This is a genomic window from Bacillus sp. SORGH_AS_0510 (assembly GCF_030818775.1).
GTDB lineage: Bacteria > Bacillota > Bacilli > Bacillales > Cytobacillaceae > Neobacillus.
In genome coordinates this window covers 3,601,023-3,619,856 of the sequence record NZ_JAUTAU010000001.1, presented here as the reverse complement: position 1 = coordinate 3,619,856, position 18,834 = coordinate 3,601,023, and the positions used below count along the sequence as shown (strand labels likewise).

Sequence of the window (18,834 nt, the reverse complement as noted above, 5' to 3'; positions counted from 1 at the left end):
GGATCTTTAAATGAATTCCTTACCAATTTTACCGACTATTAGTACGAGCTTTATTGTTTTAAGTGCCATAACAGTTGCCATTGGCTGGTGGCAAATTAAACAAAGAAAAATTGAAGCTCACAAAAAAACAATGTTTTTTGCAGCTATTTTTGCACTAATCTTCTTTATTATCTATGCTTCTAGAACAATTTTTATAGGAAATACCTCCTTCGGGGGCCCAGACAATATTAAGATCTATTACACTGTGTTCTTAGTATTTCATATTACTTTAGCTACTGTTGGAGCTGTTTTCGGTATTGTATCCTTAACAACAGGATATAAAAATAATCTTGCATTACATCGGAAACTAGGGCCTGTTACGAGTATCATATGGTTCTTTACTGGAATAACGGGTGTAGCAGTTTACCTATTGTTATATGTTTTTTATCGTGGTGGAGAAACCACCTCAATGATCAAAGCTATTCTTGGGTTTTAAAATGAGTGCCGAAATTGGCACTCTTTTTTCTTTTTTTAGAATATTCCCCTTTTACTCGATAACATCTTATAATAATAATAATATGTCTATTGTGAAAAGGGGGAAATTACATGGATTTAAAGATATTAACTGAAGATTATTTTCTGGAGTCATTAAAATTATCAGAGTATGCTTTTCAATATAAGATAGCTGAAGAACGCATTCCTGTTAGAAAAGAAATGTTAAAGCGACATAAAATACTTGGGGTATTAGAACAAGAAAAGCTTGCTGCAAAGCTACATATCATACCGCTTAGGGTTAATATGAATGGTGAAGAGTGGAAAATGGGTGGTCTTGCCGGCGTTGCAACATATCCGGAATACAGAAGGAATGGGTATGTACGCTCACTAATAACTGAAGCCTTGAAACAAATGCTGGCAGAGGGTCAAATTGTTTCCTTCCTTCATCCCTTTGATTTTACCTTTTATCGAAGGTTTGGATGGGAGATACTAAACGATATTAAAAAGGTGTCTCTTGATAAAAGGCATTTAACTTTTCTTTCACTACAGTCAGGGAAAGTAATTCGATATTCTAAGGAAGAAATTCATGAGGAGCTTTATAACATCTATCAAACATATAGTAATCAATTCAAGGGTATGCTAATACGTACTTCAGAATGGTGGATGAACCATGTGATTGATAATGATTCACAGATGGCTGTTTTCTACAATTCTTCCAATCAAGCAAAAGGATATATCCTTTATAAGGTGAAAGATAGAAAAATGGATGTAGAAGAATGGATATCTCTTAACCCTGAAGCAAGAGTGGGCCTTTGGAATTTTATCTGTCAGCATGACTCTATGGTTGAGAAAGTCTCTCTTACCCTTCCAGCTCACGATCCTTTCCCATATTTTATCCAACAACCGAAGGTAAGTATGGAATTACAGCCTTATTTTATGGCAAGGATTGTGAATGTAGAGGAATGCTTAAATAGATTTACGTTTAATATGGGATCTGAATCTGTATTCCTTCATTTAGAAGACACTTTTGCCCCATGGAATAATGGTACCTATTTGATTGGGAAAGGACAAATAAAGGTATTTAAAGAAAAGAGTGGGAGTCAGTGTGTTCAGCCGCCAAGAAGGGGAATTCATTTAACCATTAACGAGTTGTCTGCAATTATTTTTGGTTATAAACGTCCAATAGAGCTTTACCAAATGGGATATTTAAAAGGGAAAGAAGAAGAAATACTGCATTTTGAAAAGGTAGTGCCAAATATCCAATCATCATTCTATGACTTTTTCTAAAATAAAAGAGGCTAACTTTATGAGTCAGCCTCTTTTTTATATTACAATGCAAATTTACTAACTTCTGCGTTAATGCTTTCAAGAATTTTTTTGCACTGATTTACAAGTGAGGATGGGAAGTTTTCTCCTTCACCATACTCTACACCATGTGGATAGTAATGTTTACCTAATAATGGTGTCATCAGTTGGATCGTTGCTTTGAAAGTATCAACATCTCCTTCGACTGAATACCCTTGCACACGAAGGTAAAATACCCCCTCTTTTAATTCAAACTTGCGGTCGTATGTAACACGTTCATAATCCCATTGACCTGCGCGAACTAAACCGTAATCAGTCATTACCTCATCTAAACGGTTTAAATCTGCTTTTAACTTTTCAATACCCGTATTCTCGAATTTCATTATGAATCCCTCCTAATGACGCTTGCTAACCCCTATATTTCCTCTATTGGTATTATAGCAAATATAATTCATTTTAATAATAGTTGAAAATGTTTCAACTTGCAATGAATTCATTCATCGAATAAAACATTCTTGATTGGAAAACCTAAATTATGGTTATGAGTATAATTGAAAACATGGAGGGTAAAATGAATGGAAAAAATCCGTGATATTATGACAGACAATGTTGAGTGCTGCACTTTACTAGATAATATGTACGAAGTAGCACTTAAAATGAAAGACTTAAATGTAGGCGCAATACCAATTGTTGATCAAGAAAAGATTGTTGGCATGATCACAGACCGTGATATTGTGGTTAGGGGGGTTGCCGAAAAGCATCCAGGGTCAACGAAGGTAGAAGATATCATGAGTAACAATCTTGTGACCGTATCTCCTGATTCCACATCAAAAGAGGCTGCAAAGTTAATGGCTGAGCACCAAATCCGTCGCTTACCCGTGGTAGAGGGGGATAAATTAATTGGGATCGTTTCACTTGGTGATTTTGCCATTCGGGAACTAACAGATGACCAAGCTAAATTGGCGTTAACCGAAATTTCTGAGCGCGGTGCTCAACACTAAAATTATTATACTGAGAATAGATTTTTTAAAAGAAACAGGTGCAATGTGTACCTGTTTTTATTCATTAATCAGACATATTTGATAATGCCTGTTACTAATCGATCTATAAATGATATAATTATATTATCTATACATATAATTATAGAAAAAGTAATAGAGAGGGTGAAAACCTCTGCGTACGCTCGTTAGAATTATGATACTCTCGGTTGTATTTTTAACCATTGGTTTTTATGTTAGTATAAACGAAAAAAATGATAATACTGTTTTAATAAAGGAAGATCGAACCCAAGAAAGTAAGTTGACACTCCCACAAAGCCCGGATTATAAAACAAATCAAAAGACGGCGTCTGAAAAACCAAAAGAGGGATTAGCTCTAATGATCGGACAAGATGTTTCTATACTGGAAAAAGAGTGGGGAATACCAGTACGGAAGGATGAGTCATTATATGGCTATCAATGGTACATATATAATCAGGATTCCAAACATTACTTACAGGTTGGGGTTGCAAATAATCGTGTAGTAACAATTTTTGCTGTAGGAGAAAACCTTGATGTCGCTCCTTTTGAGATAGGTCAACCAGTTGAGGAAATTTTTAATACACAATATATTGATACCAACATTAATTTGAATTGGCAAGGGAGTACGTATCGTTTTGAACTTAATGATACAGATCTAAATCTTCGACCAATGGTAAAATTGGGAGATATTTATGTCCAATTGTATATAGATAAGTTTACTGGAAATCTTTCAAGCGTTCGCTTTTTAGACGCAGAGACCTTAATTAAACAACGGCCTTATGAACTTGTATACAGTGGGGAATTAGTCAAAGAACCTGAGCTTTCTGATGAGACTTGGAGAATGATCGAAATTGGAACAGAACAGGAAATTTTTGATATAACCAATGTGTTGCGAATAAGACATAAATTAAAACCATTGAAATGGGATGATCAAACGGCAGAAGTTGCTTATGGGCATAGTAAGGATATGTTCGAAAACAACGACTTTTCCCATACTTCCAAGAAATTCGGAGATCTTGAGAACCGATTACAAACTGCAAAGGTAGTCTATCAAGCAGCCGGCGAAAATATTGCCGCTAATTACACGGATGGACCTGCAGTAGTTGAAGGCTGGCTAAATAGTAAGGGGCATAGGGAATCTTTATTAAATAAAGAATTCTCACATATTGGAGTGGGCGTATACCAAAAGTACTATACACAGAACTTTATTCAAAAAGGAGAAGAATAAAAAAGCAAAAAGGATAACGCCATGTTATCCTTTTTGCTTTTTATCTACTTCAAAACGGCTAAATAGAAAGGTAGGACCGTCCCATTTACCGAACAAGCGAATTTGCTCCCCGGTGGTAAAGGAATCAATCTTTACATTTTTGATAATGGGGGTCATTTTTTTGGCTGTAATTATTTTTGTAGCTGTTTGAATCTTTAATGTTTGTAAGACTATGTATCGATGATAATAAAAACGTTGTTTTTCTTCAGTTAGACTCTTTATTTCACCTGCTATCATGGATTCCTGAGGGATCTGACTGACCGCAAGCCATTTTTCATCTTGCTCCTTCATTTCTTTCCGTGTAAGCCAATAAAAGTAAAGACAGATGATTGGTATAACAATGGCGGTGACCATTAAGATCAGCCTCCTCCATTTTTATTTATTAATAATAAAAAAAGTTCCTGTTGCATAAGCTATTTTTTTTCCATCACTTCGAAAGGCTTCTCCAGATATCACCATTGTTTTACTTCCTTGGTGAATAATTTCAGCTTTACATCGCAGGAGGTCGCCTGTTCCTGGTGCTGTATAATGTATATTAAGCTGATTGGTAACAGCACCAAATCCTTCTGGGAGAAGATAATTGGCTAAGCTTCCCATTGCAGTATCGAGTACTGTCGCTGTTATTCCACCATGTAATATATTGAGGTTATTATTAACTGTCTCATTAATTGGAATTGTAATTTCGCAAGAATTATGATCAAAGGTTCTTTCCATATGGAGAATGCCATCAATAAAGGTGCTGCGTTTATTGATAATTTTTTTTTGCACGCCTTCTAAAAGGTGGGTTATTGCATGTAAATCTGTTTCGGTGCCATTTTCAATACAAGAATCTAATAATTGCTGTAGTTGCTCCTTCATTTTACTTACCTCTTTCTTTTCTTTATCTTAGGTTCTGTTAAACTTGCCTGTTGGTTTCCGCGCCAGGTGCTTCGCTTTCCGTGGGTGTTTCGGCGAGCCTCCTCGGAGAAACGCGCCTGCGGGGTCCCCCCTGAACCATACTCCCACAGGACATTGAATTGCATCTTGAATCCGCCCACGCACGAAGGAAATGCGATAGCATTTTCGAGGAGTCTTCGCGCCTTCCGCTCCAATCAACAGGGTGGAAAAATCAACAGTGTCCTTTAACACAGCCTTATCTTATGACATCTTACCATTTGAATACTTATTTATAAATATTTTGACACTAGTTTGTATTTCACATTTCGTATTTTTCTACATATTGTATTATTGGCAATATATATGGGCAGAGGTGAGAGAAATGACGCAAAAAAAATTACACCCCTCCGTACTGCAATTCAAAGAATTTGTTAAAAACAATCCGAATATCATAAGAGAGGTTCGGAATGGAAAAGCCACGTGGCAAGAGTTATATGAAGATTGGTACTTATTGGGCGAAGAGGATGAGCGTTGGGGATCAATTGGTGTTGAGGCAAAGGAAGAACAGAAAGAAGATAATGAATCCAAGGGCGACTGGATGTCCAATATCATGGGGATGGTCAAAAAAATGGACCCTAACCAAATGCAAAATCATATAAATAATTTAAGTCAGGCACTAGGAGCGATCCAAGGGGTTATCTCTCAGTTTCAAGGAGGGAATACCAATGCACCAACTGGCTCAAATAAGGCACCAGAAGGGCCGAAACACCCTTTTTCTTTTCGAAAAGACTAATAGAAGGGAAGTAAAGCATGCGAAAAGAGGTACTTGATTATTTAGAAGGTCAAAAGGATTTAAAGCAGTTTGTACGTGAACAACCGTACTGGTACCGAAAGCTATCGAGAAACCCGTATGATTTACAATCGCTTGAAATTGCCTCCCTACATTATTATAAGAAGACCATACCACACCAAGTAGAAAAATTTTCCAATAGTGTACAAATGGCCTCTATGATGTATTCAATGTTTCAGGCAATGAAGAATCAAAATTAACTAAGGACCACATGAAAAATGATGTGGCCTTTTTTTATGGCTGTATTTTGAAATGGATTAAAAAAATAAAAGGAAGCGAACAATACTAGAAAGGAGTGATTGGGTTTGAAAAAAATTATACTATCGATTGTTCTTCTACTTTTCATGAATGGTATCGTTTTAGCTGTTCATTCAAATGCACAAGAAATTCCTTCCTTATTTGTACAGCACGAAACAAAAGGGAAAGATGTTTTGGTGGAGTGTATTGTAACAGGGATTAGCTTTCGACAATCTACGTTGGAAAGCCAGAAAATTGGGAAATTGGTAGTTTGGATCGACGGTATACGAAATAAAGAGGTAACAGCCGCAGCATTCATTATTAAAGGACTTTCACCAGGGTCTCATAATGTAAGGTTAGAGGTCGTTAAGTTGAACAACGAGCCCTACGGGTTGGCTAAGGAATTTATGGTAAATGTCTCTAAATAAAAGGAAATTTTCGCATTCTCCCAGCATTCATGATAAAATGTCCTTGGAGGTGGGCGTATGCTTGCTACGTTAGAAAGGATAGAACTAGTAGAAAATGCGGAAGCATTAGCAAAAATGGTGCTAGAATCCGATGTAGTTGAACAATATCAGATTTGTTTATATAAATTGAGAAGCAACAAGGAGACACAGCGGAAAATTAACCGCTTTGTTAAATTGAAAGAACTATATGAAGAAGTCCAGCGCTTTGGGAAGTACCATCCTGATTACAAACGGGTTATGACACAAATCCGTGAGGTAAAAAGAGAAATGGATTTGGACCCATTAGTGGCCGAATTCAAACTAGCTGAAAATGATTTACAAGCTCTATTAGATGAGCTCAGCTTGTTAATTGGTGGTGCAGTTTCGAAACATATAAAAGTACCAACAGGAAATCCATTTTTTGATTCAAATCACGGTGCAGGCTGTGGCAGTGGGGGCAGCTGTGGGTGTGGATAATGGAAAAACCAGCTCATTTCAGCTGGTTTTTTGTTTTTCTATATGCTAGACTTATTTAAAAATGATGGTTTTGTTGAAGGGGAAAAAAGTATGTTTGTTCAAAGACAAGGATTGGTCGTTTGGCTTTACTCTTTAAAACAAGCTAAGATGCTGCGCCGCTTTGGAAATGTACACTATGTATCAAAGAAATTAAAATATGTAGTGCTATATTGTAATCAAGAAGATGTCGAAGGGATTATGGAGAAGTTAAATTCATTTTCATTTGTAAAAAAAGTAGAGCCATCATACAAGCCATTTTTACGAATGGAGTATGAGAACTCGGCACCAGACAAAGCAAAGGAATATGACTATAAAATGGGCATTTAAAAAGGTGAGGAATCGTTCCTCACCTTTTGTTATTGTAAAGGAGCTATATAATGATTTAATCGTAAAATTCCAATTAAATGTTGATAAAACAGTTCTTTTTCATTAAAAATGGTGGATGGTTTCACCGATAGTTCAATGATTTGTTTTCCAAGCTCCTCTGCAGTTTGAGTAAAAAGAGAAAATCTTTTGTTTGGTGTAAAGTTTGGGTTAGGAATTCCTTCGCGACAGATATACAGGGCTTGGAACTTCCCAGGATCTGTTGGTTTTAACACAACTACTAAGGAGGTCAGCTCCTTATTTTCTATCTTTGTATGAAGTGCCATCATATGTTGAAGACGAGGTTGATTGGCTTTTGCAATCTCAATGAGTTCGTAAATATCTGAATATCCTTCTCCGAGTTCAATAAAACGCTGTATCAATGAAAACTCTCCTTTAAATGCTTAATTCATTAATACTTTAACATTTTCTTTCAGTCATTTAAATATAAACAAAAAAAACCCCGCAGAATTATCTGCGGGGTCCTTCCACATCCTCTTAAAGGATAGAAGGCAAAGGGAGAGGAGAAACCGGAGGAAGAACTTATGGGGAAACGTAAGTCTTCTCCGCGGTTGGCAACAACATCCTCGAATTGATGTTGTTAATAACATTATTTCCACAACCTTTCAGCTTATACGTCTTTTTTTAAAAATTTCCATTTGAAACATTAATTAGCTTTTATATCCACTAGATTTGTGTAACAGATTGTCTACTTTTTATGAATTATGATAGGATGGATTAAGAAAAATTATTTCCGAAAAATGTGGTGATAGTAAGTGAGAATCGTGTCAGGCAAGTGTAAAGGGAGACCTTTAAAAGCCGTTCCGGGAAATACAACCAGACCTACAACCGATAAAGTTAAAGAAGCGTTATTTAATATGATCGGACCTTATTTTGATGGCGGCATAGGATTAGACCTGTTTGCTGGTAGTGGAGGATTAGGCTTAGAGGCTTTAAGTAGAGGATTAGAGAAGGTTATTTTTATCGACCGTGAGCCAAAGGCTATCCAAGTGATAAATGAAAATATTAAGGCATGTAAGTTTGAAGATCAAACAGAGATTTATCGCAATGATGCAGAACGAGCTTTAAAAGCTTTGATTAAACGGGAGATTACCTTTGATTACATATTTTTAGACCCTCCCTATAAAAAACAGCAATTGGTTAGTCTAATGGAAAAAATGGATCAGCAAGAACTAATAAAGAAGAATGGCATTATTGTTTGTGAACACAGTTTTGATGTAGAATTGCCTCACTCAGTAGGTCGTTTAACACAAATGAAGCATGAAAAATATGGGATGATTGCTGTGACGATTTATTCGCGAAACAGTGAGGAATAGGGGGAGTCATTTTGGCAAGTATAGCTGTTTGTCCAGGGAGTTTTGATCCAATAACATATGGTCATTTGGATATTATCCGAAGAGGGGCCAAGGTTTTCGATATGGTATATGTTGTTGTGCTAAATAATTCAGCTAAAAATCCACTTTTTACGGTGGAAGAGAGAATTAATTTAATCAACGAAGTAACAAAGGATATGCCAAATGTAAAAGTCGATGAATTTGCTGGGCTCCTAGTGGACTATGCAAAAAGTGTTAACGCAAATGCCATATTGCGTGGGTTACGTGCAGTCTCTGACTTTGAGTATGAAATGCAAATTACCTCAATGAATAGAGTGTTAAATGAAGATATTGAAACTTTTTTCATTATGACCAACAATCAGTATTCATTCTTAAGTTCTAGTATTGTAAAAGAAGTAGCAAAATACAATGGAAATATCTCAGAACTGGTTCCGCCAATTGTTGAAAGAGAATTACATAAGAAATTTAATACTGAAACAAAGGAAAGCTAGGTGATTACCTAGCTTTTTTGCTTTCTTAATCTGCTAAACAAGATTAGTACATAAACTAAAAGTGAAAGTATGGTTATAAGCGGGCCTACTTCCATCATTTTATGATAGAAGTCGTGAGTCAAAGAGTTTTCACCAAAAAAACTTACGGGTAAAGCATTTGAGGGCTGCTCATTACTATTAAAACGTACATAGATGGGTTTCCATAATACGAATGCAAAAATACTCGCAAAGATTCCTTGGAGAATCCTTGCTATAAAAAAGGGCTTAAATCTAATATCTGTCTGGGCTAAAATACTCGCAACTTGGGCTTGCACACTAAATCCACTAAAAGCGAGGATAAAGCTGGTCATCATTGCTTTTTGTAAGAGGGTGGCGTCCTGTACCTGGCTTGTCAACTGACTACCTAAGGTAATTTCAAATAAACCTGAAATAAAAGGGATGCTCAGCATTTCCGGAAAGGAAATGGAAGAGAGTAGTCCTTCAACAGCTCTTGCCAGCGCAGCTGTAATATGTAAGTGATAGAGCAGCTTGTTAATGACCGAAAATAAAATGATAAAACCGCCGACCATTAATAAGGTTTGAATAGAGGAATTTACGGCATCACCAAGCAGCTTACCTATCGGCCGGTTATCCTTTAATCTGGTCTGGTGCAAAGCGGAAAGGGCGGATCTAACCTTGAATCTTTTTCGTTTCTCATTTGTTGCCTCAGGAGTTTCCTTTCCATAAAAACGCATAATGAGTCCAACACAAATATTCCCTAAATAGTGAGCAAGTGCCAATAAGACTCCTAAGTGAGGATTATAGAAAAATCCGACTGATACCGCACCAAATATAAATAGTGGGTTTGAGGAATTGGTAAAGGATACGAGCCTCTCTGCTTCAATTTGGGTTAAGTGCCCTTCTTGGCGTAATCTTGCAGTAAATTTTGCCCCGGCAGGAAATCCGGAGGCCATTCCCATAGCCCAAACAAATCCTCCCACTCCCGGAACCTTGAATAGCGGCCTCATAAGGGGCTCTAAAAGAACACCAATGAATTTCACAACTCCAAACCCTATTAACATTTCAGAAACAATAAAAAAAGGCAGCAGGGAAGGAAATACTATCTCCCACCACATATTCAGGCCTCGTATCGAAGCGTCAAAGGACTCTTGGGGGTAAGAAATCAATGATACTGCTAAGATGGTGACCGATAAAGAGAGGAATAGTGTCTTAAGTTTTGAACGAAACAATATAAAGTGACCTCCTTCCGAGGGAATTGGTAACATTGTGCAAAATTATGGTTTCAATGCTAAAATAGAGATTATTCCTAATAATCCATGAACCCTTGTCCTCATATAACTCAAATATACTCATACAAAGCGAAATTAGACCATAAGATTGAACGAGATTTGTCTTTTAGTATCTAAGGTATTGTCATCTATATGTGGGAGGTAGCTAAATTATGGAGCACCCTAAAATAGGTTTGGCACTTGGTTCAGGCGGTGCGCGTGGGTTTGCTCATTTAGGTGTCATAAAGGCATTTAAGGATGCTGGAATTCCTATTCATTTAATAGCAGGGAGCAGCATGGGAGCACTTGTAGGCAGCTTTTATGGGGCAGGTATTGAAATGGAACGCCTCTACAAATTATCAACCGCCTTTAAAAGAAAATATTTTTTGGATTTCACCGTGCCAAAAATGGGTTTTATCTCTGGAAAAAAAGTAAAGGAGTTTATTAAGGTTTTTACCCATGGAAAAAATATAGAAGATTTAAATATACCGATAGGAATTGTAGCCACTGACTTATTAACGGGGGAAAAAATTGTTTTTAAAAAGGGACCTGTTGCAGATGCTGTACGTGCAAGTATCTCTATTCCAGGGATTTTTGTTCCAGAAAAGTATGATGGAAGAATTCTCGTTGACGGTGGTGTCAGTGACCGTGTTCCGGTATCTGTTGCTAGGGAAATGGGCGCAGATATTGTCATTGCCGTAGATGTTTCGAGAGTAAAACGGAATGCTGAAATTTCTTCTATATATGACGTTATTATGCAAAGCATAGATATCATGCAATCAGAAATAGTCAGAAACAGAGAGATTACAGCGGATGTCATGATTCGTCCCCCTGTAGAAAACTATAGTTCACGAGCGTTTACTAATATTGAAGAAATTATCAATATCGGTGAAGAAGTAGCGAAGGGGTATATAAAGCAAATTGAAACTGTCATTGAACAGTGGAAGGGGAAACAATAGGTAATGCGTAAAAAAATATATATTGGGTCTGTACTTTTATTTACACTGCTTCTTATCTTTGGTATGTATTATTCTTTACCATACTATGTATCCAAACCAGGCATGGCTAAAGAACTTGGACCAATCATATCAGTAGAAGATGGATATAAAGATGAAGGAAATTTCATGCTTACCACTGTTAGAATGGGAAGAGCAAATATCTATTCCTACTTAGAAGCAAAGCTCATGAAATATGAGGAATTGTATCCGCTTGATATGGTTTTATATAAAAAAGAAACCGAAGAGGAATACAATGTTAGACAATTACACTTAATGGCAGAGTCAAAACTTAATGCAATTGAAGTTGCTTACCACAAAGCAGGAGTGCCTGTCCATTATAAATATAAAGGAATCTATGTTGTCCAAGTGATTCCTGGGATGCCAGCGGAAGGAAAAATCAAAGCTGGTGATCGTATATTTAAAGTAGATGGGCATGAATTTCCTTCTTCAGAAAAATTCATTGAGTACGTAGGCACTAAAAAAGCTGGAGATCAGGTGACATTAACTTTCTCAAGAAATAAAGTAGCGAATACAGTAACATTAAATGTAAAACAATTTAAAGATGATCCTAGTAAGGTTGGTATAGGTATATCATTGGTAGATGATAAGGAAATTCATGTTGACCCGAAGGTGAAAGTTAAAACAGATGAAATTGGCGGACCATCGGCAGGACTCATGTTCTCATTAGAAATTTATAATCAGTTAACAGAGGAAGATTTGACGAAAGGCTATCAGATAGCTGGTACAGGTACTATAAGTGAGGACGGGATCGTGGGCCCTATTGGCGGAATTGAACAAAAAATTGTCGCAGCAGATAAGGCGGGGGCGGAAATCTTTTTAGCACCGAATGAAAATGGGGTGAAAAATTCTAACTATCGTGCAGCAGTTAAAACAGCTCGTGATATTAACACAAAAATGAAAATCATCCCGATTGATACATTTGATGATGCAGTAACTTACTTGAAACAATTAAAACAAAAATAAAAGATGGTGCTGCTGCATCATCTTTTATTTTATATATATTGGTGGTTGACTAAACTCTTGTTTGAACATTTCATCCTTTAAATGATTGGGGACACCTAGAGCGTAAACACGCGCTGCTTTAACGTCAAGGTCTATCATATTTTCCTTAAAGCTAGAGAGCTTTGATACAAGAGGTAAAGTAAAATCCTTTTTTGTTTTATTTAAGTATTCTCTTCCGTTAGCTGTCATCCCTAAAAGTCTTAAATAGGTTGCTTTTTCTAAGTTACTGTTCATTTCTACTTTTTTTGTATTTGTTAAGATATGAACGCAAAGCCTTTGAAGTCTTGTCCATGTGTATCTCTTTGTTTTGATCCTCTCCATAAATTGCTGAAAGCTCTCTGATTGGATAGCAGCAGCCTGTAACCTATTTTCAAGGCCTTCCTCCATTTCGTAGATCTCCTTAAGATCCTCGGTACTGCTATGAATTAGTCGGAATTGTAAATAACTCCAGTAATTTTCCCATTGATGAAACAACTGGAAATGATGGAAATATTCCTCTAATAACTGCTTTGTTGCCGCAGGTACATATTGATCAATTCCTTGACCTTCAGCCTTTGGAGAAAAAATAGCTTTTCTTATACTTGTTGCACTAGCAATTGTTTCTGATGTGAAATGTTCATCATGGTAATTGGCATTTTTACGTGTCACAGTCATTGGATTGATTAAACTGTGTTGTCGTTGGATTGCTTTAATGTATTCAAGACCTAAAATGTTATTGGGCTTTGCTAGATCCAGGTAGTTATTTGAACTTTGTAATTGTTTAAATGCAAGTGCTGTTGCTTTTGGATAACTAACACCTGTATCCATAAAAAATTTTATTCCGTCATCAAGATTCTTTTCTTCTTCTTTTATGTATTCGATGGTGTGAAGAAAGGAAGAAATGTCACCACTCTCACTTCCAAAGCAAATGGATTCACATCTGGCTGCTTCTAGAATAGATATTGCCCCGTTTGCAAAAATTTCTGCTTTCTGTGTAGCAAAGCGGTAGGGGAGTTCAAAAACGATGTCTACCCCGTTCAGTAATGCCATTTTTGTCCGATACCATTTGGACAATAGTGCAGGTTCCCCTCTCTGCAAAAAATTTCCACTCATCACTGCAATGACAACATCTGCCTGTGCCGCTTCCTTTGAAGCACTTAAATGATAGGCATGGCCATTATGGAAAGGATTATATTCAACAATTAAGCCAACAGCTTTCATTTACTCTCTCCTTACTAAAAAGATTTAACGTTTTCTAATAATTATTATCATTATAGCAAAATTGTAAGGAAACCAATCAGATAATATGATAAGATGATAAAGATGTTTGCAAAAAGGACAACTGGATAAACTAGTATAGATAGCTTATGTAGACAATTTGCATTCATTATCATTCACCTGACGGGGTGTAAAGAAAAAACATTGACAAAAATATTATCGAAGGCTATAATTACCTTTGTTGCCTTGGGGTGATTCAATTGAAATGGACATTAAGTCAATTACAAAAATATCGAAACAAGGATTTTCCGATTGATGAAACGATTCGGGTGGATGAGATAAAAGAAGTTGATTCTACTATCCGAGAGGTATCTCCTATGCATATTTCAGGGCGTGGAGATATTGATTCAACGAAAGTGACTTTCCATTTGAAAATCGAAGGTCATTTAATCCTTCCTTGTTCTCGTACTTTAGTGGATGTAAAACTTCCAATTAATGTCGAAACAACTGAAACTTTCCTCTTACAAGGTTCAGTTTATGAAACTGAAGAGGATGCATATCAAGTAAAAGGCGATGTGATTGATATTATGCCGATCATTCGTGAAATTCTTTTACTTGAGGTTCCAATGCAAGTCTTTTGTGAAGATGTCAATAGTGAAGAAGCTGCTCCTCAGTCCGGTAAAGATTGGGAAGTTGTTCATGAAGAGGAACAATCTAAAAAGATTGACCCTCGTTTGGCAGGGCTTGCAAAGTTTTTTAACGAAAACAATTCTTCTTCCGAATCATAATCGGCAAAAACTAAGAAGCAAAGTGAAGAACCAGCATTCCTGGCCTTCATTACTTTCTTAATACTCTTTAAGGAGGTGGGAAGAATGGCTGTACCTTTTAGAAGAACTTCTAAAACTGCAAAAAGAAAGCGTCGTACTCATTTTAAATTAAACGTACCTGGTATGGTAGCTTGCCCAAACTGTGGTGAAATGAAACTTGCTCACCGCGTATGTAAAGCTTGCGGAACATACAAAGGAAAAGACGTTGTAAACGACTAATTTCCGTTAGGATAGAAAGCACAAGGGTAATTATACTCTTGTGCTTTTGTCGTTTTAGCAGACAAACATACATAATAATGCCTATAATCGGAATTAGAATAGTAATAGAGGTTAACTTTCAGAAGGGATGTGGTAGTTTGACATATTTAATTGAGAAAAATGATAAAGGATATTTATTATTTACCATTACGAGAGCTGAAAAGAGAAACGCGATTAATTATGAAGTTATGAATGGTTTAAATGAAGCGATAAAAAGAGCTTCAGAACCTGATATTAAAGCACTAGTCATTACTGGCATTGGAAATCATGCCTTTTGTTCTGGAGGAGATTTGTCAGTTTTTCATCTACTTCGTACAAAAGAAGAAGCATATCCTATGCTTTCAAAAATGGCAAACACACTCTATTCACTACTGACCTTACCTATCCCGACAATTGCTCTTATAAACGGTACAGCCATTGGAGGAGGTTGTGAGCTAGCAATCTCATGTGACTTCCGTATAGCTAGAAGAGGAATAAAAGCAGGATTTGTTCAGGGGAAACAAGCAATCACAACCGGTTGGGGGGGAGGTTCCATTCTAGGAGAAAAGCTTTCGCAGAGGGCTGCAATGAAGCTATTAATGGAAGCGGAGATCCAAACGGCAGAAGAGCTAAAAGAGGCTGGGTTTATTGACGAACTCTTCGAATCTAACGGAAAAGTAGCTTGTGAGCAATTTCTAGAAAACTTTTTAACGAAAGAATTAAGTGTTCTTCAATCTTATAAAATGATGTGGGTGAGAAAGTGGGAAGAGGCTAAGCTGAGAGATAGGATTGAAGAAGAGGTAAGAAACTGTGCTGTATTATGGGAAAGTGATGCACATCATAAACATGTAATAAATTTTATTAGTAAAAAACATGAATAAAGATTAAAAGACAACTTCTGATTAAGTCTATCTTTTCTAGTAGATGCATATGTATTATAAAAACACTAGGAGGGATGTTCTTATGTCACCCACTCGACAAGATGCGTGGTCCCAGGACGAAGACTTATTACTCGCTGAAGTTGTGTTACGGCATATCCGTGAAGGTGGGACCCAATTGCAGGCGTTTGAAGAAGTAGGCAAACAGCTTTCGCGTACTTCGGCTGCTTGTGGATTCCGTTGGAACTCATATGTTCGAAAACAATATAAATCAGGCATTGAACTTGCTAAAAGGCAAAGAAAAGAATTGAAAAAAACAGTAAGCTCCTCGGAAGAAGAAGGAATCCAAGAAAAAGTGAATGTTGATTTGGCACCATCGTCGACAGGTAGTGAACAAAAGAACACCCTAACATTTCCTGCTGTCATTCATTTCTTAGAAGGTGTTCGCAAAAAAGCGGAAGTTTGGGCGAATTTTGAAGAGGACAGGAAGAATTCACTTGAAAAGATTAAAGAGTTAGAAAAGAAAACTTTTTATCTAGCTGCAGAGAATGAAAGACTGTCAAAAAACTTAAAAGCCATTGAAGAGGATTACCGCTCGTTGATTGAAATAATGGAAAGAGCTAGAAAAATGGTTGTGCTACAAGACGAAGATCGACAGCAAAAGGTGAAATTCCAAATGGATAAAAACGGAAATCTTGAGCGAGTTGAAAAATAAATAAAAAAGCGGACATTATGATGTCCGCTTTTTTATTGATATATTACATAAAAAGTATAAATTTCGACTTCGAGAATTGTCTAGCTCCAGCGCCTAGCCCCTCGGGTCAAATAACCTTCTGCAAGTAAAGTAAAAGAGCGACTTTTCTTGCAGAAGAACATTTGCTTGTCGGGCTGAACAAGGCGCTTGTGCTTTTCTATTATTGTTGTGCTTCAACACCTTCTGGATACCAAACCAATGGATTTTCTCCGCGGTCTCGTTCCATATCGTATTCAACCTTAGAGAAGCCCATCTTTTCCCAAAAGCCACTTGATTGTACTCTAGGATTCGTCTTAATAGGCAGGCCAAAGCTTTTAGCGAATTCAACAAGTGCTTTACCAAAGCCTTTACCTTGATAATCTCCTAATACTTCAAGTTTCCATAATTCTAAATAATTCTGCGGCGGGTAAAAATAACGATCGAATTTGGCGTCAATTTGATATAAACTCATTCTTGCTACTAATTTGTCCCCGAAGTAGATACCGTAAAATGGAGATTCACTATCATCTTCCACCATATTTGCTTCAAGGTCTTCTATCATGGATAATTCCTGAATTCCATATTCTTTGAATTTTTTAAATTCCTCTAGTGTTTTGAAATTAACCTTTAGTTTCTCCACTTTTACGCCCATAGTTGACCTCCTAAGAAATGATATCCTCATAATATTGTATATATTCATTTGTTCATGAATAACATGAAGGTGTATTAATTTTTGCATTATTCGAAATGAGTTAATATTATTATATAACAAAAATACAAAAAATTCTTCAAATAAGTTTAGGAAGCGTTTTCAAAATTTGCAGGAAATTCGCAGAATGATGTAGAAATATAAAAGATGGATGGAACAAAAGGGGCTTGAAAGGGGAAAAAATGTGCAAAAAATTTTAATTGCCAATAGGGGAGAAATTGCTCTCCGGATCATTAGAACCTGTCAGGAGATGGGGATTGAAACAATTGCAATTTATTCAGATGCTGATAAGGATATGCCTTTTGTTAAAGTAGCCACTAAGGCTGTAAATGTAGGGGAACCTCCAGTAAATAAATCTTATTTACAAGCAGAAAAAATCTTAGAAATAGCCAAAAGCGAAAATGTGGATGCCATCCACCCGGGTTATGGATTCTTATCAGAAAATGCAGCTTTTGCAAAACGGGCGATCGAAGAAGGAATTATATTTATTGGACCTAAGCCAGAAACAATTGAATTAATGGGTGATAAAATTGTTTCGCGACAAACGATGGAAAAGGCAGGCGTGCCAGTTGTACCTGGAAGCGGGTATGGACTAAAGTCAATTGAAGAAGCTTGCAGTCTAGCGGAAGAAATCGGGTATCCTATCATGCTTAAAGCGAGTAGTGGTGGGGGAGGAATAGGTATGGTGCTTTGTGAAAATGAGCAAGCGCTCATTAAGTCCTACGATTCCACTAAAACTCGTGCCATGGCTTATTTTGGTTCAGATGAAGTTTTTATTGAGAAATATATAGCTGATGCCAGACATGTCGAAATACAAGTATTTGGAGATGATGCAGGAAACATCGTGCATTTGTTTGAAAGGGATTGTTCTATTCAAAGAAGGCATCAGAAAGTAGTTGAAGAATCTCCATCTCCTTTTCTAACTGAGACGGTTAGGAAGAAGATGTATGAGACTGCAGTTAAGGCTGCTCACGCAGTTGATTATATTAACGCAGGAACTATTGAGTTCATCGTGGACGAAGATGGTAACTTTTACTTTTTAGAAATGAATACCCGTCTCCAGGTCGAACATCCAGTAACAGAAATGATTACCGGGCTAGATTTAGTAAAATGGCAAATCCTTGTAGCGCGTGGTGAGAAATTGCCTTTGCTGCAATCTGAAATAAACTCAAAAGGAAGCGCTATAGAATTCCGCTTATATGCGGAGGACCCTGTACGTTTTCTACCGTCACCAGGAAAAATTAGTTCATTAAAAATGAACAAAACAAAAGGAGTCCGAATTGATTCTGGCTATGAGGAGGGTGGAACGGTAACGCCGTTCTATGACCCAATGGTTGCTAAATGTATTGTGTATGGTCAGACAAGGGAAGAGGCTATATTGACGGCAGAAAAATTCTTTAAGGATGTAGAAATTGAAGGAATAAAAACAAACGTGCCCCTGTTTTTATCCATTCTAGCCGATAGTGATTTCCAAAAAGGATTGTACACAACTAGCTTTCTTACAAAAAAATTAGTGAAATAAGGAGAGAGAGACATGAAAGAAATTACAGCAACTATGGCAGGTACTGTCTTAAATATTTTTGTAGCAAATGGTGATCAGGTTAATGTTGGCCAAGAGGTATTAATGCTTGAGTCGATGAAAATGGAGATTCCGATCGAAAGCAGTACGGAGGGTGTCGTGTTAAATGTGAAGGTAAATATCGGTGACTTCGTAAATGAAGGCGATGTTCTGATCGTATTAGAATAACAAGAGAGGAGGAGTAGA

Annotated in this window: 26 protein-coding genes; 19 read left to right on the top strand and 7 right to left on the bottom strand. The window is 36.8% G+C overall.

What is annotated here, in order from left to right:
* Nucleotides 1-10 precede the first annotated feature (10 nt).
* Both QE429_RS18465 and QE429_RS18460 read left to right on the top strand, forming a co-directional pair.
* Nucleotides 11-475: a DUF420 domain-containing protein gene (locus QE429_RS18465; protein ID WP_307289088.1), complete on the top strand. Its 465-nt coding sequence runs from the start codon at nucleotides 11-13 to the stop codon at nucleotides 473-475.
* Between the two features lie 110 nt (nucleotides 476-585).
* Nucleotides 586-1,761, top strand: coding sequence for a GNAT family N-acetyltransferase (locus tag QE429_RS18460; protein ID WP_307289087.1), 1,176 nt, complete (start codon nucleotides 586-588; stop codon nucleotides 1,759-1,761).
* Nucleotides 1,762-1,802: 41 nt separating this feature from the next.
* On the opposite strand, the gene QE429_RS18455 is transcribed toward QE429_RS18460, so the two are convergent.
* Nucleotides 1,803-2,162 carry a YugN family protein gene (locus tag QE429_RS18455; RefSeq protein WP_307289085.1) on the bottom strand — a complete coding sequence of 120 codons (360 nt, stop codon included), beginning with the start codon at nucleotides 2,160-2,162 and terminating at the stop codon, nucleotides 1,803-1,805.
* A gap of 192 nt (nucleotides 2,163-2,354) precedes the next feature.
* Here QE429_RS18455 and QE429_RS18450 point away from each other — a divergent pair, with 192 nt between their 5' ends.
* Nucleotides 2,355-2,780 carry a CBS domain-containing protein gene (locus tag QE429_RS18450; RefSeq protein WP_307289084.1) on the top strand — a complete coding sequence of 142 codons (426 nt, stop codon included), beginning with the start codon at nucleotides 2,355-2,357 and terminating at the stop codon, nucleotides 2,778-2,780.
* 376 nt (nucleotides 2,781-3,156) lie between these two features.
* Complete coding sequence (locus tag QE429_RS18445; RefSeq protein ID WP_307289083.1) at nucleotides 3,157-4,026, top strand: CAP domain-containing protein; 870 nt, start codon at nucleotides 3,157-3,159, stop codon at nucleotides 4,024-4,026.
* Between the two features lie 24 nt (nucleotides 4,027-4,050).
* Here QE429_RS18445 and QE429_RS18440 read toward each other — a convergent pair whose 3' ends face one another.
* Together QE429_RS18440 and QE429_RS18435 are read right to left on the bottom strand one after the other, a co-directional pair.
* A complete protein-coding gene (locus tag QE429_RS18440; protein WP_307289081.1) occupies nucleotides 4,051-4,419 on the bottom strand; it encodes a hypothetical protein in 369 nt (122 codons plus the stop codon).
* Between the two features lie 21 nt (nucleotides 4,420-4,440).
* Nucleotides 4,441-4,923 (bottom strand): PaaI family thioesterase, encoded by a 483-nt coding sequence (locus QE429_RS18435; RefSeq protein WP_307289080.1) that lies wholly within the window; start codon nucleotides 4,921-4,923, stop codon nucleotides 4,441-4,443.
* Nucleotides 4,924-5,323: 400 nt separating this feature from the next.
* On the opposite strand from QE429_RS18435, the gene QE429_RS18430 reads away from it, so the two are divergent.
* The 5 genes from QE429_RS18430 (at nucleotide 5,324) to QE429_RS18410 (ending at nucleotide 7,317) form a co-directional block, all read left to right on the top strand.
* Nucleotides 5,324-5,734 (top strand): YlbD family protein, encoded by a 411-nt coding sequence (locus tag QE429_RS18430; protein ID WP_307289079.1) that lies wholly within the window; start codon nucleotides 5,324-5,326, stop codon nucleotides 5,732-5,734.
* Between the two features lie 17 nt (nucleotides 5,735-5,751).
* Nucleotides 5,752-5,991: a YlbE-like family protein gene (locus tag QE429_RS18425; protein ID WP_307289077.1), complete on the top strand. Its 240-nt coding sequence runs from the start codon at nucleotides 5,752-5,754 to the stop codon at nucleotides 5,989-5,991.
* Nucleotides 5,992-6,096: 105 nt separating this feature from the next.
* On the top strand, nucleotides 6,097-6,456 hold the full coding sequence (locus QE429_RS18420; RefSeq protein ID WP_307289075.1) for a hypothetical protein: 360 nt from the start codon (nucleotides 6,097-6,099) through the stop codon (nucleotides 6,454-6,456).
* Nucleotides 6,457-6,513: 57 nt separating this feature from the next.
* Nucleotides 6,514-6,951, top strand: coding sequence for a YlbF/YmcA family competence regulator (locus QE429_RS18415; RefSeq protein WP_307289073.1), 438 nt, complete (start codon nucleotides 6,514-6,516; stop codon nucleotides 6,949-6,951).
* Between the two features lie 90 nt (nucleotides 6,952-7,041).
* Nucleotides 7,042-7,317 carry a YlbG family protein gene (locus QE429_RS18410; protein WP_149869483.1) on the top strand — a complete coding sequence of 92 codons (276 nt, stop codon included), beginning with the start codon at nucleotides 7,042-7,044 and terminating at the stop codon, nucleotides 7,315-7,317.
* Between the two features lie 29 nt (nucleotides 7,318-7,346).
* Here QE429_RS18410 and QE429_RS18405 read toward each other — a convergent pair whose 3' ends face one another.
* Complete coding sequence (locus QE429_RS18405) at nucleotides 7,347-7,736, bottom strand: DUF7147 family protein (protein WP_307289069.1); 390 nt, start codon at nucleotides 7,734-7,736, stop codon at nucleotides 7,347-7,349.
* A 393-nt stretch (nucleotides 7,737-8,129) separates the two neighbouring features.
* Here QE429_RS18405 and rsmD point away from each other — a divergent pair, with 393 nt between their 5' ends.
* On the top strand, nucleotides 8,130-8,690 hold the full coding sequence (rsmD, locus tag QE429_RS18400; RefSeq protein ID WP_307289068.1) for a 16S rRNA (guanine(966)-N(2))-methyltransferase RsmD: 561 nt from the start codon (nucleotides 8,130-8,132) through the stop codon (nucleotides 8,688-8,690).
* An 11-nt stretch (nucleotides 8,691-8,701) separates the two neighbouring features.
* Nucleotides 8,702-9,199, top strand: a complete 498-nt coding sequence (gene coaD / locus QE429_RS18395) for a pantetheine-phosphate adenylyltransferase (protein WP_307289067.1) — start codon at nucleotides 8,702-8,704, stop codon at nucleotides 9,197-9,199.
* A gap of 8 nt (nucleotides 9,200-9,207) precedes the next feature.
* On the opposite strand, the gene ylbJ is transcribed toward coaD, so the two are convergent.
* On the bottom strand, nucleotides 9,208-10,428 hold the full coding sequence (gene ylbJ, locus QE429_RS18390; protein WP_307289065.1) for a sporulation integral membrane protein YlbJ: 1,221 nt from the start codon (nucleotides 10,426-10,428) through the stop codon (nucleotides 9,208-9,210).
* A gap of 212 nt (nucleotides 10,429-10,640) precedes the next feature.
* Between ylbJ and QE429_RS18385 the strand changes: the two genes are divergently transcribed.
* On the top strand, nucleotides 10,641-11,426 hold the full coding sequence (locus QE429_RS18385) for a patatin-like phospholipase family protein (RefSeq protein WP_307289063.1): 786 nt from the start codon (nucleotides 10,641-10,643) through the stop codon (nucleotides 11,424-11,426).
* A gap of 3 nt (nucleotides 11,427-11,429) precedes the next feature.
* Nucleotides 11,430-12,449 (top strand): SepM family pheromone-processing serine protease, encoded by a 1,020-nt coding sequence (locus QE429_RS18380; protein ID WP_307289061.1) that lies wholly within the window; start codon nucleotides 11,430-11,432, stop codon nucleotides 12,447-12,449.
* Nucleotides 12,450-12,473: 24 nt separating this feature from the next.
* On the opposite strand, the gene QE429_RS18375 is transcribed toward QE429_RS18380, so the two are convergent.
* On the bottom strand, nucleotides 12,474-13,688 hold the full coding sequence (locus tag QE429_RS18375; RefSeq protein ID WP_307289060.1) for a nucleotidyltransferase: 1,215 nt from the start codon (nucleotides 13,686-13,688) through the stop codon (nucleotides 12,474-12,476).
* A 257-nt stretch (nucleotides 13,689-13,945) separates the two neighbouring features.
* Between QE429_RS18375 and QE429_RS18370 the strand changes: the two genes are divergently transcribed.
* From QE429_RS18370 to QE429_RS18355, 4 genes are all read left to right on the top strand, one after another.
* Nucleotides 13,946-14,473, top strand: a complete 528-nt coding sequence (locus QE429_RS18370) for a YceD family protein (RefSeq protein ID WP_307289058.1) — start codon at nucleotides 13,946-13,948, stop codon at nucleotides 14,471-14,473.
* 84 nt (nucleotides 14,474-14,557) lie between these two features.
* Entirely contained in the window at nucleotides 14,558-14,731 is a 174-nt protein-coding gene (rpmF, locus tag QE429_RS18365) for a 50S ribosomal protein L32 (RefSeq protein WP_066318102.1), read from the top strand.
* Between the two features lie 137 nt (nucleotides 14,732-14,868).
* A complete protein-coding gene (locus QE429_RS18360; protein WP_307289056.1) occupies nucleotides 14,869-15,630 on the top strand; it encodes an enoyl-CoA hydratase/isomerase family protein in 762 nt (253 codons plus the stop codon).
* 82 nt (nucleotides 15,631-15,712) lie between these two features.
* Nucleotides 15,713-16,342 carry an RsfA family transcriptional regulator gene (locus QE429_RS18355; protein ID WP_307289054.1) on the top strand — a complete coding sequence of 210 codons (630 nt, stop codon included), beginning with the start codon at nucleotides 15,713-15,715 and terminating at the stop codon, nucleotides 16,340-16,342.
* A 199-nt stretch (nucleotides 16,343-16,541) separates the two neighbouring features.
* On the opposite strand, the gene QE429_RS18350 is transcribed toward QE429_RS18355, so the two are convergent.
* Entirely contained in the window at nucleotides 16,542-17,012 is a 471-nt protein-coding gene (locus QE429_RS18350; protein WP_307289052.1) for an N-acetyltransferase, read from the bottom strand.
* A 241-nt stretch (nucleotides 17,013-17,253) separates the two neighbouring features.
* Between QE429_RS18350 and QE429_RS18345 the strand changes: the two genes are divergently transcribed.
* Entirely contained in the window at nucleotides 17,254-18,591 is a 1,338-nt protein-coding gene (locus tag QE429_RS18345) for an acetyl-CoA carboxylase biotin carboxylase subunit (RefSeq protein WP_307289050.1), read from the top strand.
* A gap of 12 nt (nucleotides 18,592-18,603) precedes the next feature.
* On the top strand, nucleotides 18,604-18,816 hold the full coding sequence (locus QE429_RS18340) for an acetyl-CoA carboxylase biotin carboxyl carrier protein subunit (RefSeq protein WP_307289049.1): 213 nt from the start codon (nucleotides 18,604-18,606) through the stop codon (nucleotides 18,814-18,816).
* The last annotated feature ends 18 nt before the right edge of the window (nucleotides 18,817-18,834 follow it).

Coding starts and splice junctions, on each gene's coding strand:
- QE429_RS18375 (WP_307289060.1), bottom strand. CDS start 13,688: ATGAAAGCTGTTGGCTTAATTGTTGAATATAATCCTTTCCATAATGGC.
- QE429_RS18445 (WP_307289083.1), top strand. CDS start 3,157: ATGATCGGACAAGATGTTTCTATACTGGAAAAAGAGTGGGGAATACCA.
- QE429_RS18450 (WP_307289084.1), top strand. CDS start 2,355: ATGGAAAAAATCCGTGATATTATGACAGACAATGTTGAGTGCTGCACT.
- QE429_RS18430 (WP_307289079.1), top strand. CDS start 5,324: ATGACGCAAAAAAAATTACACCCCTCCGTACTGCAATTCAAAGAATTT.
- QE429_RS18455 (WP_307289085.1), bottom strand. CDS start 2,162: ATGAAATTCGAGAATACGGGTATTGAAAAGTTAAAAGCAGATTTAAAC.
- QE429_RS18440 (WP_307289081.1), bottom strand. CDS start 4,419: ATGGTCACCGCCATTGTTATACCAATCATCTGTCTTTACTTTTATTGG.
- rpmF (WP_066318102.1), top strand. CDS start 14,558: ATGGCTGTACCTTTTAGAAGAACTTCTAAAACTGCAAAAAGAAAGCGT.
- QE429_RS18465 (WP_307289088.1), top strand. CDS start 11: ATGAATTCCTTACCAATTTTACCGACTATTAGTACGAGCTTTATTGTT.
- QE429_RS18350 (WP_307289052.1), bottom strand. CDS start 17,012: ATGGGCGTAAAAGTGGAGAAACTAAAGGTTAATTTCAAAACACTAGAG.
- QE429_RS18410 (WP_149869483.1), top strand. CDS start 7,042: ATGTTTGTTCAAAGACAAGGATTGGTCGTTTGGCTTTACTCTTTAAAA.
- QE429_RS18415 (WP_307289073.1), top strand. CDS start 6,514: ATGCTTGCTACGTTAGAAAGGATAGAACTAGTAGAAAATGCGGAAGCA.
- QE429_RS18435 (WP_307289080.1), bottom strand. CDS start 4,923: ATGAAGGAGCAACTACAGCAATTATTAGATTCTTGTATTGAAAATGGC.
- QE429_RS18460 (WP_307289087.1), top strand. CDS start 586: ATGGATTTAAAGATATTAACTGAAGATTATTTTCTGGAGTCATTAAAA.
- QE429_RS18425 (WP_307289077.1), top strand. CDS start 5,752: ATGCGAAAAGAGGTACTTGATTATTTAGAAGGTCAAAAGGATTTAAAG.
- QE429_RS18380 (WP_307289061.1), top strand. CDS start 11,430: ATGCGTAAAAAAATATATATTGGGTCTGTACTTTTATTTACACTGCTT.
- QE429_RS18385 (WP_307289063.1), top strand. CDS start 10,641: ATGGAGCACCCTAAAATAGGTTTGGCACTTGGTTCAGGCGGTGCGCGT.
- QE429_RS18340 (WP_307289049.1), top strand. CDS start 18,604: ATGAAAGAAATTACAGCAACTATGGCAGGTACTGTCTTAAATATTTTT.
- QE429_RS18355 (WP_307289054.1), top strand. CDS start 15,713: ATGTCACCCACTCGACAAGATGCGTGGTCCCAGGACGAAGACTTATTA.